At 65.2% G+C, this 17925-nt stretch carries 7 protein-coding genes and 3 pseudogenes; 3 read left to right on the top strand and 7 right to left on the bottom strand.

What is annotated here, in order from left to right:
• Positions 1-98 precede the first annotated feature (98 nt).
• The 7 genes and pseudogenes from ACFYYF_RS35025 to ACFYYF_RS35055 all read right to left on the bottom strand — a co-directional run bounded on the left by ACFYYF_RS35025 (position 99) and on the right by ACFYYF_RS35055 (position 10525).
• Positions 99-3737 carry a S8 family serine peptidase gene (locus ACFYYF_RS35025; RefSeq protein ID WP_388781948.1) on the bottom strand — a complete coding sequence of 1213 codons (3639 nt, stop codon included), beginning with the start codon at positions 3735-3737 and terminating at the stop codon, positions 99-101.
• Between the two features lie 1428 nt (positions 3738-5165).
• Positions 5166-5429: pseudogene (locus ACFYYF_RS35030) on the bottom strand (IS701 family transposase); the annotation flags it as partial.
• 582 nt (positions 5430-6011) lie between these two features.
• Positions 6012-8327, bottom strand: coding sequence for a SpoIIE family protein phosphatase (locus ACFYYF_RS35035; RefSeq protein WP_388781951.1), 2316 nt, complete (start codon positions 8325-8327; stop codon positions 6012-6014).
• 323 nt (positions 8328-8650) lie between these two features.
• The gene (trxB, locus tag ACFYYF_RS35040; protein WP_388781955.1) at positions 8651-9646 is read right to left on the bottom strand and encodes a thioredoxin-disulfide reductase; all 996 of its coding nucleotides are present in this window, start codon (positions 9644-9646) and stop codon (positions 8651-8653) included.
• Positions 9647-9659: 13 nt separating this feature from the next.
• Positions 9660-9980: pseudogene (locus ACFYYF_RS35045) on the bottom strand (transposase); the annotation flags it as partial.
• A gap of 96 nt (positions 9981-10076) precedes the next feature.
• Positions 10077-10358, bottom strand: a pseudogene (locus ACFYYF_RS35050) (WhiB family transcriptional regulator); the annotation flags it as partial.
• Entirely contained in the window at positions 10319-10525 is a 207-nt protein-coding gene (locus ACFYYF_RS35055; protein WP_388781958.1) for a hypothetical protein, read from the bottom strand. The gene ACFYYF_RS35055 and the pseudogene ACFYYF_RS35050, both read right to left, overlap by 40 nt.
• A 626-nt stretch (positions 10526-11151) precedes the next feature.
• Between ACFYYF_RS35055 and ACFYYF_RS35060 the strand changes: the two genes are divergently transcribed.
• The 3 genes from ACFYYF_RS35060 (at position 11152) to wrbA (ending at position 17804) form a co-directional block, all read left to right on the top strand.
• Positions 11152-13953: an AAA family ATPase gene (locus ACFYYF_RS35060; protein ID WP_388781961.1), complete on the top strand. Its 2802-nt coding sequence runs from the start codon at positions 11152-11154 to the stop codon at positions 13951-13953.
• A 10-nt stretch (positions 13954-13963) separates the two neighbouring features.
• Positions 13964-16816 carry an AAA family ATPase gene (locus ACFYYF_RS35065; protein ID WP_388781964.1) on the top strand — a complete coding sequence of 951 codons (2853 nt, stop codon included), beginning with the start codon at positions 13964-13966 and terminating at the stop codon, positions 16814-16816.
• Positions 16817-17201: 385 nt separating this feature from the next.
• Positions 17202-17804 (top strand): NAD(P)H:quinone oxidoreductase, encoded by a 603-nt coding sequence (wrbA, locus tag ACFYYF_RS35070; protein WP_388782214.1) that lies wholly within the window; start codon positions 17202-17204, stop codon positions 17802-17804.
• Positions 17805-17925: the final 121 nt, after the last annotated feature.

Consider the following 17925-nt stretch of genomic DNA (forward strand, 5'->3'; position numbering starts at 1 on the left):
TCAACAGCCCACCCAGCCAGATGAGATGACCTCTTAAGAGTCCGGGTTGCCCGTCGGGAGGGCCGCGTCAAGCGGCCCTCCCGACGGGTTCGGGCTGGCTACTTCAGCCCGACGGCGCGGGTAATGCTTTGGGTCACGCTGTTGCCCTGGCTGTCGTGCGCGGAGGTTCGCAGGGTTGCGTATGCCGTTTTGGCAGGGGCGTGGAGGCTGGTTTCCCAGCCGTCGCCGCGGTGGGTGAGGGTTGCCTTGTGCCAAGTGGTGCCATCGTCGTACGAGAGGTCGAGCGTGACGGCTCCGATGGTCTTGGAGCTCGGCCCTCCGGGGATGTGCGAGGGCGTGACTGTGAGTGTGGCGTCCCGGCGTGCCTTGCCTGCCACATCAGTGTCGATCTTGTAGTCGAGCTGGATCAGGGGTAGAACCGCGGCCTTGCCGGGCTCTTGAGCTGCGGATGTGAACTTCCATTCTGTTCGCGTACTGGTGGAGTACGGGTTCGCCCAAAAGCCCCTGGAGTTCTCGGAGATGAGCCGGTACGGAAGGAGCTTCGGATCGAGTCCCGTGACGTCGATCCAATCGGTGTTGTACTGGCCCATCAGCGTGTCGCCTTGGTAGAGGGTGACTGTGTTCCTGGCTGCTGGGTTCCCCACAGTGGCACCCACGTGTCCGGTCCCGGAGTCACCCCAGCCAGGAATATTGGCGTAGATCTCGTCGTCGGTCCGCTGCTGCTTGCCCGTCTGGTTGTTGAGGCGCGGGCGCTGGATCGGTCCGAACCAGTGGAGTTTGCTGGTGCTGCCAGATTCGTAGTGGACCGTGGGGGACCATTCCTGGATCTCACCAGGGATCTGGGCGTGGTCGACCCACTGGACATCCGAGTCTGCTGAGACCCAGTCGACGCGTTCTCCCTGAGCGGGAGTTTCGTGAAGGAGCGATGCGTCGATGGGCATTCCCTGCCAGACGTCTGAGCGGTAGTCGGACGCTCGAGCCTGGGCGTAGTTGCGGAAGGAGACGTCGACGCGGGCTAGGTCGCTCTTCTGGGGCCGGTACGTCGGATCGGTAGGTATGGCACCTTCAAAGTGACGGACGAGATCGTAGAGGTAGTCCGTGGCGCGGCTGGAGCCGAGAGTCAGCGAAGTCTTGCCCTGCTGAATCCTGGTGATCAGCTTCTCGCCCTCATCCTGAGTGAGAGTGGCTACCGAGACAGGCGGCAGGGCCGGGAAGGACTGCGCGGCAGTGGGCCAGGGCTGCAGACGACCGACTCCGTCACTGACGATGAGCAGGAGCCGCGCGCCGGCCTGGGCGGCTGCGGCCGCCTGCTCCTCCACTGTGGCTGCGTCGTTGCGGCGTACCACGGCGATCTTGCCCTGCGTATGAAGGCTGGCGTAGTCGGCTTCGGCGCCTTGTCCGGCGAAGACCGCGGCGAGTGTCATCCGGCCGTCCGGGAGCGGTACTGCGGATCGTTGAACTCTGAGGTCGTCGAAGCTCAGGTGGTCGGCACTTACTGTCAGTGCGGGTTCCTCTTTACGCCAGCGCGCCCCGAAGGCGAACTCACCCTTGGTGACCTTCTTGCCCGTGGGGAGTGCCCACGCGCTGTCGTAGCGGAGTACTGAGCGGTCCACGGTGCTCGCTGTGTAGTGGTCGGAGTCGAAGGCGCGGTAGATGTCCAAGCGAATCTCGGAGTCAGTGGTCGCCTTGGGTACGACGGCCTTGACTTGGCGGGCTGCCGTTGCATCGAGCGTGACCTGGCGATCCTGGTCCAGAGTGATCTCGGGGGCACTGAGGATGGCTCTGCCCAGGGAGTGCGGGCCATGCGTGCCTTGAACATCGGCGTTGAGCCAGACTGCGTAGGTGCCGACAGGCAACCGCTCGGCACCCGTTCCGGACTCGTCGAGTTGGTACTGGTGGAGGAAGTTCTTTCCTGCGACGGTGAGCCGTCCAGACAGCGGTTTGCCGCTTCGGTCCTTCGCGGTGACCGACAGGCTGTAACGCTCGGCCTCCTTGCCGACCCCGATCAGCGTGTGGGCGACTGTCTCCCCGTTGGCATCGAAGGCGTTGATCATGCCGCTGAAGTGGCTGTCCAGAGGGGCGTGATCCAGGTCTGCGGTAAGCGTGGCTTTGCTTGTGCCGTGCGCGGGCACGATGACCTGTGTAGACGACAAGGAGAACAGTCCTGAGGGAGCGTCAGGAGCGTCAATTTCCAGGCGGAGGGCGACCGGGGTGTCGGCGGTATTGGTATAGGTCACCGTTTTGGTGGCCTTCTCACCTGGCTGGTGCGGCCACAGGTGGTAGCCGGTGTAGGCGCTGCCGGTCGCGAAGAGGGTGTTTCGTACGGCGGCCGCGACGTCCAAGCGGCCAGCGCCAGCCTCGTAGGGGGTGAACCGCGGTGTGGCCTTGGTGGTGCTGATCAGGGCGTCCTTGAGTTGCTGACCGTTCCAGTCCGGGTGGGCTGCGGCCAACAGTGCTGCAGCTCCCGTGACGTGTGGTGCTGCCATGGAGGTGCCGCTCATCATCTGGTAGCTGCCCTCACCTTCGGCGAGATGCGAACGCGCTGCGAGGACGTCGACGCCTGGTGCCGTGAGTTCAGGCTTGAGCCCGTAGTCGCCTGTGCGTGGGCCCTGGCTGGAGAACGCGGCTAGCTGATCCGAGGAGTCCACGGCGCCGACCGTGAGCGCTGCGTCGGCGGCTCCCGGCGCGCTGACGGTCGACGGGGCGCCGCTGTTGCCCGCAGAGACAACGAAGAGCGCGCCGGTCTCCGCGCTGAGCTTGTTGACCGCCTGGCTCAACGGGTCGTCGCCGCTGGACGAAGTGCCGCCGAGGCTCATGTTGATGATCTTGGCGTGCTGGTCACGTGCGGCCCACTCCATGCCCGCCAAGATCCAGGATTCCTTGCCGCCGGCACCGCAGCCAAAGGCGCCGCAGGTGGTGGCGAGCACCTTGCCGATGTGGAGGCTGGCTCCGGGAGCTACACCCTTCTCCTGACCTCCCGAGGCATCGCCGGTACCGGCAACGGTGGAGGCGACGTGTGTGCCGTGCCCCGAGTAGTCGTCGAAAACATCCTCGTCGGGAACGAAACTGGCTCCGCTGGCGATGCGGTTCTTCAGGTCCGGGTGGCTCGAGTCCGCACCGGTGTCCAGCACTGCGACATCAACACCCTTGCCAGTATTGCCTCCCGTCCACACTTCCGGGGCGCCGATCTGAGCCGTGGTGTCGGCCAGCGTGGGCTTCACCTGCCCGTCCAACCAGATCTTGGCGATGCCATGGGTGAAAGAGGGCTGGGATCCCCCGGAAACACGCGCGGTGCTGCCGTCGGTGAGCCCGGACCAGAAGTCACTTGCCCTGTCACGCTTCTCAGCCAGCGCAGCGCCTCTGATGCTGCTCAGAGTTCTAGGCTTCGTGGCGCCGGCTGGAAGTGCCTGGGCGCGGGCGGAACTGGCGTCGGTGAAGCTGACGAGCAAGGGCAGACTGCTGGTGTGCGCGTCGTCGTAACCGTCGGCAAGGAGCTGGGTGACATTGAAGAGACTCTTATCGAGGAGTCCTGCAGACACGAACGGCAGGGCGGAGTCGGGGTAGACGTAAGTGTCCTTGCCTACCTTGTTGATATCGACGTCGACGCCTTGACCTTGCGGTCCCTCAACGTGCGTGGCTTTGGTCCCATCCGCGGTGACTGTGACTATGTCACCGGTGATCAGAGTGACGGTGCGCAGCGTGCCCGGACGGGCTCCGGCTGAGTCTGTCGTGAGCACGGCCCTCGGTACGGTGGCGGACGCGTTGGCCCAGGACGCGGGGCCGACTGTCAGGACCACCAGAGCAGACCCCAGCGCCAGCAGTTTCGATCTTCGGGGAAAACGGGTTGGCAACGGAAACTCCAATCAGTGGTGCGGAAATCGAACACTGCGACTTGGTGTCGCAGGCGAAATGCATGTTGGTGACGTGGTGATCTGCTCGCTGACCGCCAACAGTGAGATCGCGCCCCGGCGAGCACGGCAGACGCAGTGGGCGCGAGCAATGGAGTCGCGTGGTGGCGCACCGCGCATGGATCCCGCAGGTCGGCACCTTGGCCAGCCGCTCCAGCAGGCCTGAAACCTCCTCGGATTCGACGTCTGGAGGCTCACGGAGTTGGCCAAGTGCAGGCGGGATCAGCGATGATGCGTCGGCAGGGCACGGCGTGGGCACTGCCCGAGCTGACGGATCATCACGGGCGCGCGCCACATGACGAGTCGAAGCCCTGGCGTCGATAGGACCTAGAAGGCCGACGAGTTCACGGGCCGTGACGGCGATGTCAGCGTCCGCGACAGCGTCTGCGGCCCCTCCGTTTCGATCCTTCTACCGAATACTTCTGGCGAGCCCAAATGTCCCAATCACGTGTGGCGTGCCGAATCTGCAGCGGCGGACACTGAAGCCGAACAGCCGTGCAGGCGTTCGCCTGAGGAGCTCACTGTTCGAGAGGACATGAGTGATGCGCCATCCCTTTGAAATGAGTCCATTTGAAACGTGAAGAAACGTCGAGGATGCGCTTTTGGAATATATTCACGCCCCAACATATCCTCGGCATGAATCACTTATTTTGCCAAGCGGGGCGGTATAGAGTACGAGTGGAATTCCGGTCGGTTAATTCCGTCCCGCGACCCTCCCGGCTCGCCGTTCAGCAGTGCCGGACGTTGTTGCCGTAGTCCTCGTTGAGCACTTCGAGGTTGCGGCCGGTTTTGTCGGCCGGCACCTCTCAGGCGCCTTCAAGCAGTTGCTCAATTTCAGTCAGTGAGAAGTCATGGTTTTCCTCATTCGAAAAAAGCGCCCACAATTTCTGGGCCATGATCAACCGGGCGTCGCTGAATCTATGATGCGTACTGACTGCCCGTCAAGGCTGTTGAGGGAGCGTCATGACGCCGAGCGTGGCGGCTGCCGTCTAGTGCTGCAACGGTGTTTGTTCTGACTGCAGACGGTGCAGACACGGTCGCTAGAAACTTCCCACACTCAGAATAAACACCGTTGCAGCACTAGTCCGTTTTCAAGCGGTTCTTGCCACGGGGGAACTGGTGCGAGACTGACCGCTGTTTCGTAAAAGGAGGCGGTCTTGTCGCATCGGGCGGTGATGCCTCGGAAACTTTTGAACTGGTTGAAGCAGCGTTGCGCCAGCGATAGATAAGTCGGTCGAATTCCAGGTCCGGCGTTCGCACGTAGCGCCGCACGTCGTCGAGGACCTCGTCAGCGCCCCACTCGATCCGGTTCAGCATCCGCTGGATCCGGTCCGGTCCGCCGTGGCCCGCCTCCTCGGCCAGCGTCCAGCCGTTCTTGCGCTGCAACGGAGCAATCAGCCCCCGCATATAGGCCAGCGCCGACTCCCGTGGCTCAGACCGGCTGAACCGATGCACGAACCGCCCATGCACCGCCTCCAGCTCACTCGCCCACACACCGACATCAGCAAGGCCCCCACCCATAACCACACCAACGCCCCGTCCAGCAGGTCAGAACAAACACCGTTGCAGTACTAGGCTCCGGCGCAAGCCCGGCGAAGGCGGCCAGCCGGTCCGGGGTCGCGAAGAAGGTGAGGTTCCTTCCGACTCCGGCGAGGAACTCGGCACCGGAGGGGGACCGATGCCGGGCATGCTCGTGATGATTTCGGCGAGGTCATGGGCGCGGAAGCGCTTCTCGATGAGCCGGTCGACCTCCGACGCCTCGTCGTTCAACACCCGCACGTCCGCGGCGAGGGTCCGCACCAGCCAGGGACTGCGGTGCGCTGCTGTTCGGCGGCGTCGACCGTCGTCGCTGCGAGTTCCTCCCGGGTGCGAACGCCACGGTCTGCCGCAGACGACCTCGCCGGCATGACCTTATGCAGCAATCTTTGTCGCACTTCCCGATATGGCGGCCGGGTCGTCGTGGGGCGCCGGGCGGTCAAGCCACTGCAGCTACGGACGGCAGCCAACTAGAAGCCAAACCCGGCACCTCTGTGCGGCCCAGCCATACGAAGGGCTCGGCCATCCCGTCCTAGGAACGTAAGGCCGCCTGTGTCGGTAGGAGGGCTATGACGAACATGCGGCGGCCGAGGCTGGCTGCTCCGCCCAAACGATCTTGCCCTTGGCGGTGTACCGGGTTCCCCACTGCGCGGCGAGGCTCGCGACGATGAACAATCCGCGTCCCGACTCGTCAACGGTGCGGGCATGCTTGACGTGCGGCGCGCTCAGGGCGCTGTCCTCGACCTCACATGTCACTGTCTGCCCCCGGATCAGGCGCAGTTGCAGTGGCGGAGCACCGTAGCGCACTGCGTTGCCGACGAGCTCGCTGACGATGAGCTCGTTGGTACTCGCTGTCTCCTCGTCCATGCCCCAGTCCCTCATCCGGCCGCGTGCGGCCTTGCGGGCGAGCGATGCGGCCTGCGGGCTGTGCGGCAGGGCGCAGGTCATCACCTGGGCAAGGGGCATCGCTTTGGTGCGCGCGAACAGCAGCTGTGTCTCGTCCTGTCGGCTGCGTCTGAGGCAGGCCTGTTCGAGCGTGGTGCGCAGGCTCTCTACTGGTCTGGCACTGGCGCCGTTCAGGAGAGAGTGCAGTGGGCCAGCGGAGGAGAGGACATCCTCGGCGGTCCGAGTTGTGCCCAGGACGAGTGTGCTGCCGTGGGGAACGGCGACGGTGGCTGCGGGGAAGTGAGCGGTGTCTGGAGAGGCGAGAGCGGGCCCGGAGGGAACGTGCTGCACGGAGGTGGTGCCGTCGGGAAGTATCACCAAGGGTTGCGGCAGGCCGGCCCGGGCGATTGTGCAGGTGAGGGCGACTGGGTCGTAGACGGCGATGACGGCACCAGCGGCGAGCGGCTCACGAACGAGCGGGTCCATGGGCGGCAGCGCGGCACGGGCACCGAAGAGCTGGGCGGTGGTGTCGCTCAGGCGGGCCAGCAACTCGTCGGGCTGCAGGTCCAGGGAGGCGAGCGTACGCAGGGCCGTGCGCAGCAGTCCCATCGTGATCGCAGCGGGAATACCTTCCCCCGCCACGTCACCGACGACGAGAGCGGTCCGCGAGCCGGGCAGGGCGATCACGTCGGACCAGGCGCCGCCGCCTTCGGCGCCCGGCAGGTGCAGTGTGGCGATCTCCAGGGCAGGCCGGTTACCCGGCAGGTCGGCCAGCAGCCTGCGTTGGACCGCGGACGTGATGATCCACTCGCGCAGGTACAGGTAGGCCCGGTCGATGCACAGGGCCGCGTGTGCGCACACTGCCGAGGCGACGGCGAGGTCTTCTTGGACGAAGGGGGCCTCGTTCCCGTGTCGGCAGAAGGTGACCAGGCCCAGCACCCCGTCGTCCACGGCCAGTGGCGCCACGATCGCGGAGTGCGCCCCGTGCTGCGCGGTGAGGTCGGCCAGGAAGGGATCGGCGGCCAGCCACGTGCTGTCCGTGCACAGGGGGACGAGTCGGGGCTGCAGGTCAGACAGCACCTGTGAGAAGGGAGTTTCGGCCGGCAGCGGCCGCACTGCTGCTGCAGTCCCGGCTGCTGTGAGAACCTGCCCGTGGACTGCGGCCCGGCGCAGCAGCGCACCGGGGCCTGCGGGCGTGGCGAGAGCGCCCTCGCCACGTACCGCGCTCTCCGCCACCTCGACCAGCGCAGTGGATGCGAAACCCGGCACGACAGCCTGGACCAATTCCTGGGAGGCGTCCATAAGGTTCAGCCGGTGCCCCATGCCGGTGCGCACTGCTTGAAGGAGGTACAGACACCGCTGTGCTCTCTCTTGTGCCGTGACGTCAGCGGCGCAGGCCAGCAGACCGAGTACGCGGCCTCTGTGGTCCTCCAGACGCAGGTAGGACACACAGGCGATCTTCCGGCCTGAGCGATCCGACATCCCGGCCCCGACCACGAGACGGTTCAGCACCGGTCCTGCGCCGTCCAGGACACTGCGCGCGACACTCGCCTCCGCCTGCGGATCGGCGCAGCCGCACACCGCGGTGAAGGGTGCGCCCGGCGCGCCCGCGGCCGGATCCGGTATACCCGGCTCTTTGTCCGTACCAGAGGCTGTGCTTACCAGGCGCAGTCGGGCATCGAATATCTTCACATCCAGCAGAGGGTGCGCGAAGAGGGCTTCCAGCGTCGCCGTTCCCAGCGGCGCCGCGCCGTCCCCTATCGCGCCGTCCCCTGCAAAGACCTGCCAGAGCATGCTGTCGTCGTAGAGGGCGGGCCTGACCAGGAGGGCGGCCGGGCCCGGAAAGTTGTGGCCGATGCTGCGAGCGCGGCGCAGGAGTGCGGACAGGGACTGGCCGACGGCATCCGCGGCTGACCACCTGAAAAGCTTGGCCGCGGTCTGTCCCCACCCCATCACTGTGCCGTCCTGGCCGAGGAGAAGGAGCACGTCGTCGGACACGTGAAACACCTCCGTTTCGGTCACGGGCTACCCGTCTGACAGCCACCACGACCGGCTGCGTCTTCTTCCGCCGGGAGTTCCGCAAGAGTCTCTGGCTGCGCAGCCCAGGTCTTTTAGGTGTCGGGAATCCACGCTGGCCGGGGGGAGTGGGACCTGATGAGTGCCGGTCTCAATCGACGAGGTATGCGGTACGCCGAGTACGGCTTGACGGGGGTTCAACGCGGCGCCTGCCATGCCGAGTTGAGACTTGGTGTTGCGCGCTGGCCTTCGAGAATGTGCGGCGTGCGGGGCGGGCTGTTGAGGCGTGCTACGGCCTAGAGTTCTCAATGGACCAGTTCGGCGACGGACGTTGCCTCCATGCGCGCCTCTTCCGGACTGGAGCAGTTGTCCAGGGCGGCGAGGTAGCGTTCGGCATCAAGGGCTGCGGCGCAGCCCGATCCGGCTGCTGTGATCGCCTGTCTGTACTCGTGATCGACTACGTCGCCGCAGGCGAAGACTCCATCCAGGTTGGTCAGCGTTGTCCGGCCCTCGACAGCCACATATCCAGCGTGATCGAGCGCGACCTGCCCCTTGAAGACTTCGACTTCCGGGTCATGTCCGATCGCGACGAACATGCCAGTTACGGGGAGGTCCTCTTCCTGACCGGACTGCACATCACGTACTCGAAGTCCATGGACCTTCTCGTCCCCATGGATGTCGCTGACTTCGTGATTCCACAGGAACTTGATCTTTTCGTCACGTTGGGCTCGTTCTTGCATGAACTTGGAGGCGCGGAGTTTGTCCCGGCGGTGGATGACAGTGACGGTTCGGGCGAAGCGGGTGAGGAAGGTTGCCTCCTCCAGCGCCGAGTCGCCTCCACCGACGACCGCGATGTCCTGGTCCCGGAAGAAGAAGCCGTCGCACGTTGCACACCAGCTCACCCCGCGCCCCGAAAGTCGGTCCTCTGCCGGGAGGCCGATTCTGCGGTATTTCGAACCGGTGGCCAGTATGACGGCCCGGGACCGGTAGTGGTGCCCCAAGCTGTCGACGACGGTTTTGACCTCCGCTTCGAGGTCGGCTTGCACGATCGATGTCGTGACGAAATCCGTTCCGAACCTCTCTGCTTGACTGCGCATTTTCTCCATCAGATCCGGACCGAGCACTCCGTCCGGGAATCCGGGAAAGTTTTCCACTTCTGTTGTATTCATCAGCGCACCGCCTGCTGCTGTTTCGCCTTCGAATAGCAGTGGCGTCAAGCCGGCGCGGGCAGTGTAAACCGCGGCGGAATATCCTGCCGGGCCAGAGCCGATGATGATCACGTCCCGGACGCTGTCAGTCATCTTCGCCCCCTGCGATCGTCCAATCGAGATCTCGCACGAGTTCAGCGTGTCCCTGAATTCGGGAGAGGAGTCGGCGCCAAGTGCCGTCCTCTGACCAGCGGCGATATTGCTCGTACACGGTCTTCCACGGGCCGTAGTGTTTCGGCATCTCGCGCCAGGTGGAACCGGTCGACAATTTCCACAGCATTCCGTTGAGGACCTGGCGTCGGTCTCGCGCAGGGCGGCCGAGGTGCGAAGGAGCGACCACGGGTGCGACGACGGACCAGGCACGGTCGGTCAGTTCGTAACGTCGTACCGTCTGGGCCGGGGCGACGTAGAGCTGTCCACGGGCGATGCGGCGTCTCGTCACGCCCGCGCGTGGCTCGTCGTGAAGATCGCTGCGTTCTCCCTCCGAGAGGCCTCCCCATACCCCGTACGGTTCGTGAAGGGCTAGCGCCTGAGCCGCGCACTCGGCTCTGACCGTACATTTCGCGCAGAGTAGTTTTGCTTGCTCTTCCCTGACTTTGCGGGCTTCCCCACGCTCGTTCTCGGGGTGGAAGAAAAGTGAACTGTCAGCCCCGCGACATGATGCGTACTGCTGCCAGTCCCAGTACTTACTTTGGGGTTTCGGAAGGTGAGATACATCCGCCACGACTACCTCCGTTGACCTGGTTTGGGTGGCTGGCTGTGTCGTTAGTTGAGTCCAGGAGTTCGTATTTCCGTAAGAACACACAGGTACTGGTTTGCGAACACGTTCTGATCAATTCCGGCCGCCAGATCTGTGGGAGACGCGCCAGCGACTTCGGCTATGAAGAGCACGAGATGAGCGAGCGCGTCGGTGATGGCATCCTGATCCGCCTGGGCAATCCGCTTCGCCGGTTGTTCGTCGTAGCGGCCCATCGCTCCCACCACCGTCCATCACTCACGCCTGTTTGCAGAAATCCTGGTCCGAGCCTGACCCTGAATCCTGTGGGGCCTTCTCGTGGCGTCTAACAACAGATTCTTCTTTGTTTCACCGAGACGGTATCGGCCAAATTGCTACGAGCTCTCGCCGTGAAGGCGGCTGGCCGGCTGCTACAACGGGCCAGGGCCCGGAGTCATGTGCCCGGTCGGTGGTTCGCTGCGTGACGGGCGTGTTGGCGACTGCTGGAGGTCACCTGCGTTCACCGCTCGCTTGGCGGTGCAGTCAAATGGCCTATGCGTCACTTCCGCATACTGTCGCCGCGCGGGTGCAGTCAAATGGCCTATGCGTCACTTCCGCATACTGTCGCCGCGCGGGTGCAGTCAAATGGCCTATGCGTCGCTTCCGCATACTGTCGCTTGACGGGCCGGCCCGTCAGGACGGCTGCGCGGCGGGCGAGGAGCGTGGCGTAGGCGGTGGTCTCGCTGGGCGAAGCTGGGGCCATTCGAGTGTCGCCCGAGTGCCAGGCGCCAGCCTCGGCGGTCCCGCCCGGCTGGTGACTACGGGCCATAGCGTCATGCCACCGGAGGCGAACTAGGTCATTTGTGGCTAGCGTGTCCTTGCGATGCGAAACATACCTTTTGATGCCAAACCAGTCCCTGTGGGTAACCGAGCAAGCGACGCCGAGCTCGTCGGACGCTCTCGTGAGCTGGCCGACCTGGAGCTCTTCGTGAAGGCGGCCACGTCACTCGGAGCGACGCTCGTCCTATCCGGTCCCGTTGGTGCCGGAAAGACAGCGTTGGTGGACGCCGCGACCTCGTCGGCGTCCCGGGAGGGCGCGCGGGTTCTCCGGGGAGCCGGCGCGGAATTCGAGACCGGGGTGGCGTTCGCCTGTCTGAGCCAGCTGCTGTACCCGCTGCGGCACCCGACGCTCATGTCGGCCGCGAGTGACACCAGCGTTCTGTCGGCTGCTCTCGGCTATGGCGTAGGCCGAGAGAGCAGCGCGAGCACCTCAGTCTCTTCAGCCGCGATCGAGTTGCTGCGCAGAGTGCGGGGCAGCTCTCCGCTCCTGCTTGCCGTGGATGACCTTCAGTGGGTGGATGCCGAAAGCGCCGCTGTGCTGTGTGAAATCGCCGCTAGCGCCGAGGACACCGGCATCGGCTTCCTCGGAGCTCGCCGAACCGGAACGGCTCTATGCTTTGACCTGTCCGGGTCGTCTGAGCTGAGGTTGTCGCCGCTGAGCCCTGCTGATGCTCTGCTTTTGGTCCGCAGTCGCTTTCCCCAGCTCGGCTCACCCGCGGTGCAACGGTTGGTTTCCGAGTCCGAGGGCTACCCCTTGACGCTGTTGGAGCTAGCGGTAGCGCTTGAGGCTGAGAATCCCGTCTACGGTGCCCCGGCTTCGGTCCTGCCCCTTCCTCCACGCCTGCGCCGGTTGTTCGCAAACGCCGTCAGCGCCCTGCCGGACAACACCCGCCGTGCGCTTCTCCTCCGAGCGGTCGCGGCGGGCGACCTCGAAGAGCTGGGCCGCATACCAGGATCATCCACGGATCTTCTTCCCGCCGTGCGCGCGCATCTCGTGACGACGCGCGGCCGCACGGTCGCATTCACCCATCCGCTGATCCGGACAACCCTCATCTCCTGCGCGACGAGCGCCGAACGACGTCGCGCCCATACCGAACTAGCCGACCTGCTGGCTGGCAGCCCAGATCGACGAGCATGGCATCTTGCTGAAGCCGCCGACCGGCCCAGCGAAGCCGTTGCGGCACTTCTGGAGGCCTCCGCAGACGCCGCATTGCACCGCGGAGATCCGGAAGGCGCATTGGCCTGTGCTCTGCGCTCCGCCGAGCTCAGCGCTGACGACGCAGAGCGCAGCCGCCGCCTGGCATGCGCCGCATACATCAAGGCGGACGTGTCCGGCGGCCTGAAGGACGCCTCCGCCATGCTGATGGCCGCACGGGAAGCGGCCAGCGGGTCTGACGACTCGTTGCAAAGTATTGTCGCTGCCGCCCATGTGCTGCTCAACGAGGGGGACGTCGAGGCGGCCCACCGCTTGGTGGCCACCGCTTTGGAAGCGGATGACACCATCGACGGCGCCTCGCAGGGAACACTCTCATCTGCCCTGCACACTCTGATGCTCGCCGCCTTCTTCGGCGGGCGCCCCGAACTGTGGCAGCCGTTCGAACGGGTCCTGGCCCACCTCAACGACGCGGTCCCGCCTGTTCTGGCATGCATGGCCAACACCCTTCCCGACCCTGCACGCACGGGACGTGCAGCTCTACGCCAACTCGACCCGATTCTCAGCAGTCTGACGAACGAAGAGGACCCCGCACAGATCGTGCAGGCCGTCGAGGCGGTGTTCTACCTCGACCGGCTCGAAGAGTGTCGAGACGCACTGTGGAAAGTAGTGCGCAACGGACGCGAGGGCGGAGCCGTTGCGTCTTCGCTGCCCGCCCTGATCGTGCTGAGCTTCGCGGACTTTAACCGGGGCTCGTGGGACACGGCGCAGCAATTGGCCGACGAGGCAGTGCAGTTGTGCGACGAGCATGGCTATCGCCTGCTTGCCTGGCCAGGCCGTCTGGCTCAGGCTCTGCTCGCCGCTGCCCGAGGCGACCCGTCGACCGTCGCGCAAATAGCGCGTGGCATGGCCAACTGGTCGACCAGCCGAGGCGGACGCACCGTCCAGCTCTACGCCCACCATGCTCGAGCCCTGTCCGCAGTCGGACACGGCGACTTCGAGGAGGCATACCGGCAGGTCACTGCCATCAGCCCTCCCGGAGTCCTGCCTCCCTACGTGGCCCACGCTCTCTGGGTCCCCATGGACCTCGTGGAGTCGGCCGTGCACATTGGGCGGCACGAGGAGGCGCGTGAGCACGTCCGAGCAATCGAGGACGCCGGCATCGCTGCCCTGTCACCGCGCATGGCCATGCTGGTCGCCGGATCTGCCGCGATGGCAGCCGATCATGATGACGCCGTTCGGGCGTTCGAAGCCGCCCTGGCCACACCCGGAAGCAGACAGTGGCCTTTCGAACGCGCCCGTATCCAGGCCGCCTACGGACAGCGCCTTCGCCGCCTGCACCGAACCCTGGATTCGCGTGAGCATCTCGGCGCCGCCGCAGCCACCTTCGAGTACCTGGGTGCAGAGTCATGGCGTTCACGCATCATGCGGGAACTCCAGGCGACCGGGCTGAGCAAGGGCGGACCTGCGACAGAGCGCGGTCGCCTCACTCCACGGGAGCGCGAGATTGCCGCACTGGCAGCGACCGGCCTCGGAAACAAGCAGATCGCCGCCCGGCTGCTGATCTCCCCTCGCACCGTGGCCGCGCACCTGCGCAACGTCTTCCCCAAACTCGGACTCAGCTCACGAGCGGCGCTGCGCGACCGTCTCGACGCCCTGGACTCCGACGGAGAACACGACGAAAGCCGATGAGAGAAGCCTGATGAACACACAGCGGTTTGCAGACATGGAGCGAGTGCTGCGGCGGCGCGACCTGTTCGGGCGTGACCAGGCTGGCACCGACCTGCACCGCTTCCTCACCCGTGCGGCATGCGATGGCGGCGCCCTGGTGCTGGCCGGCGATCCAGGCGTGGGCAAGTCGGCACTGCTCGACACCGCGGGTGACATGGCCAGCGTTATCGGGGCCCAAGTGATGCGTGCAGCGGGAACCCAGCGCCAGGCCCGATCCGCATACGCCACCCTGGACAGCCTGCTGAGCCCGCTGAGTACGCGGATGGAAGGCCTCCCGGCAGACCAACGCAGTGCGCTGGAGGTGACTCTCGGTCTCGGCAGCGGGCCCCTGCCCGGAGAACTTCTCGTCGCCCACGCGACGCTCTCCCTTCTCCGGACCGTCACTCAGAGCCAGCCGCTGCTCGTCCTCCTCGACGATGCCCAATGGATGGATCCGCAGAGCGCACTGATCCTCGGTCTGGTGGCGCGCCGACTTCAGGACAGCCAAGTGATGCTGCTGGCGGCACAGCGCGCCAGCTCACACAACAGCCCCCCCGAGCTCGATGCCTCCGACAGTTCTCCGCTGCCCGGTTTCGCATCCTATGAAGTCGTCCCTCTTGACGAGGATGCCGCAGCGGAGCTGCTCACCAGCAGGTTCCCGGATCTGTCGACAGTGGCACGCGAACGTGTCCTCGCAGAAGCGCGAGGCAACCCGCTGGCATTGATCGAGTTGTCGTCCGCGCTCGGCATCAACCTGGGCGGCGCGCAGCAGCTGCTCCCCGAAGTCCTGCCTGCTTCCGATGACCTGGTGAGCCTGTTCACCGAGCAGTTGCACGGCCTTCCCCCCTCGACGCAGGAAGTTCTTCTCCTCTCGGCCCTGCAGACTGCCGGCGATCTCTCCTGGCTGTCCACGGCACTTCCGCACTTGGAAGTTCTTGATGCCCTGGCCCCCGCCGAAAGGGTCGGCGTGGTTGTCATCCGCCGAAACCGCTACTTGCACTTCCGCCACCCACTGGTGCGGTCCTCGCTGGTCAGACGCAGCTCGGATGTCGAGGTGCGGCGTGCCCACCGCACACTGGCCGAAGTCGCCATCGATCATCCGCACCTTCGCGCCTGGCACCTGGCTCGAGCCGCCACCGCACCGGACGAGCAGGTTGCACAGGCCCTTGATGCAGCCAGCGTTGACAGTTTCGCCCACGGCGACCCTCATGGCGCCGTACGCAGGCTGACGAGAGCCGCCGAGCTCAGCCAGGACCGCGACGCACGAGGCCGCCGGCTGGTGGAGGCGGCCTACATCTGTGCCGTAGTCACCGGAGCCCTAGCCGAGGCCTCCTCGCTCCTGCACTCGGCACGCGAGACCGATCGGGCCAGCATCCACACTCTGCGCGGCGCCATCGCCACTGCCAGCCTCATCCTCAACACCACGTGTGACGTGGACTCGGCACACCGGCTGCTTCTGGAAGCCATACGCCGTCACGACGAGCCCTACAGTGCCGACGACGGCGACCTCATCGACGCCCTCTACGCCCTGTTCATGGTCTGCTGGTACAGCGGCAGCGCGAAGCACTGGGACCCCTTCCAGGAGTTGATGAAACAGATCCGCCCAGCGGCGCCGAAGCTCTTGGCGCTGGCGGCCAAGTGCATCGCAGCCCCGCTGCAGCAGCCCCCGGCGACGTGGGACGAGCTCGATGCAGCCACGGCAGCCCTGCACGCAGAACTCGACCCCGGCCGTATCGCACGGACCGCCGTATCGTGCGTCTACACGGACCGGACCAGCGCCTGCCGAGAGGGGCTGTGGCGCGTCATTGAGGCCGGCCGCGGAGGCGGAGCCGTCGCGCTCTCGCTCAGCGCCATCACCTCCAGTTGCGTCGATGACTGGCTGTCCGGGCACTGGGACGAAGGACTCGACCTCGCCGCCGAAGGTGTGAACGTCAGCCAGGTGCACGGATATCGCCGGTTCACCTACATGCTGAGCGGATACATCCGGCCCCTGATACTCGTCACCAGAGGAGAAGCGAACAACGGTCTCGATGCCACGGACGCCATGGCCGCCTGGGGTGCGTCCCAACACGTCGGCATGTTTTCCGACTTCGCGCATCACGTGCGCATCCTGCACGCTCTTGCCGCAGACGACTACACCACTGCGTTCCAGCACGCGTCTGCGATCAGCCCACCCGGCGAACTGCGTCGCTACACTCCGCACGCCCTGTGGGTACTCCTTGACCTAGTGGAGTCGGCCGTGATGAGCGGCCGACTGGACGATGCCCACGCCCACGTCGCCGCTATGAAGAAGGCCGAGGCGAGTGCCATCTCTCCGCGCGTCGCCATGGTCGTCGCCGCATGCTCCGCACTCACCAGCGACACGGAAAAGGCGCAGCATCTGTTCGAACAATCCGTCTCAACCCCGGGCGCAGAACGCACGCCGTTCGATCTCGGCAGAATCCAACTCCTCTACGGGAAACACCTGCGACGCAGCCGCAACGTCCCAGAAGCACGTTCGCACCTCCTGGAGGCTCTCGACATATTCGATCACCTCCAAGCCCAGCCCTGGGCCCAAAAAGCACGCGACGAACTGCGCGCGGCCGGCCTGGCGGAGGACTCTCCTCCGCACTCCGACGCGCGGCTGACGCCTCAGGAACTCGAAATCGCCCGCCTCGCTGCTGCAGGCTTCACCAACAGAGACATAGCGAAGCAGCTCTATCTCTCCGATCGAACAGTCGGAGCCCGCCTTTACAGGTTGTTCCCCAAGCTGGGCATCACCTCCCGAGCAGCACTGCACGACGCACTGGTCGCCTCCGGGATCGATCTGACCCTCCCCGAAGAGCCCCGGACCGCCGCACCGTGACCCGACTGCATGCAGCGTGGCTGTACCGGCGGCAGGCTCGACCGGGCACGCCGCAGAGCTTCTCAGAGCCCAAGCCCTTGAGACTGTGAGTGCCAGCTGAGACGCCCGGCCCTGCACCCGCCGCACTAGATGCCAGCTGCAAAGAGTCGCAGCTGGGCGACGAGATGTCCAAGGTGCGCCCCTCACAGGGCAAGACAGCAATGCCGCTTCTACAAGCGACTCCAGTACAGAGATGCCGCATAGAGTCGAATGACCGATGCATCTGGCGTGCTCCGCCAGTCACAGTATCCAGAGAAAGCCCTGCTGTGAGAGGGCGTGTTCCATAACCGCGTGCGGGAAGCAGGGACAGCTTTCTGCTCTGTACTGCGCAAGGAGAGAGCACATGATGCATGTACGAGTTGCCGTCATTTACTACAGTGCTACGGGCAATGTGCACGCGCTAGCTCAATCGGTTGCCGAAGGTGCAAGCAGCCGCAACGCTGAGGTGCGTCTGCGTCGCGTACCAGAGCTCGCACCTGACTCCGCGATCGAGGCCAACCCTGCTTGGCGGGCGCATGTCGATGCGACCCGCGACACCGTCCCCGAAGCAACACTCGAGGACCTGGAGTGGGCCACGGCCTACGCTTTTGGTACTCCGACCCGATTCGGGAACGTTTCCTCGCAGCTGAAGCAATTCATCGACCAGACCGGGGGTCTGTGGCAGGCGGGTGTTTTCCACAACAAGGCGGTGACGAGCTTCACTTCGTCCATGAACCGGCATGGTGGGCAAGAATCCACCATCCTGTCGCTCAACAACGTCTTTTACCACTGGGGATGCATCATCGTCCCGGTCGGCTACACCGATCCGCTCCTGTTCGAGGCCGGAGGCAATCCGTACGGCACTTCGTGGCCCAGCGGCCAGGGCGAACTTCCCAGCCAAGCCGTCTTGAACGCCGCCCACTACCAGGGACGCCATCTCGCCGACATCTCCGGCCGCCTCGAAGGCTGATCGGGCACGGGCGCAAACCTCCCGGCAAGCGACGTCACAGAGCAGGGAAGTGAGCGGCGCGAGGTGAGGGCGAAGGCATCGCTCACCCTCCGGCGTCACAGCCGTACTGCAGTGCCGGCGC

The organism is Streptomyces sp. NPDC001914 (assembly GCF_042891215.1).
Taxonomy (GTDB): Bacteria; Actinomycetota; Actinomycetes; order Streptomycetales; family Streptomycetaceae; genus Streptomyces.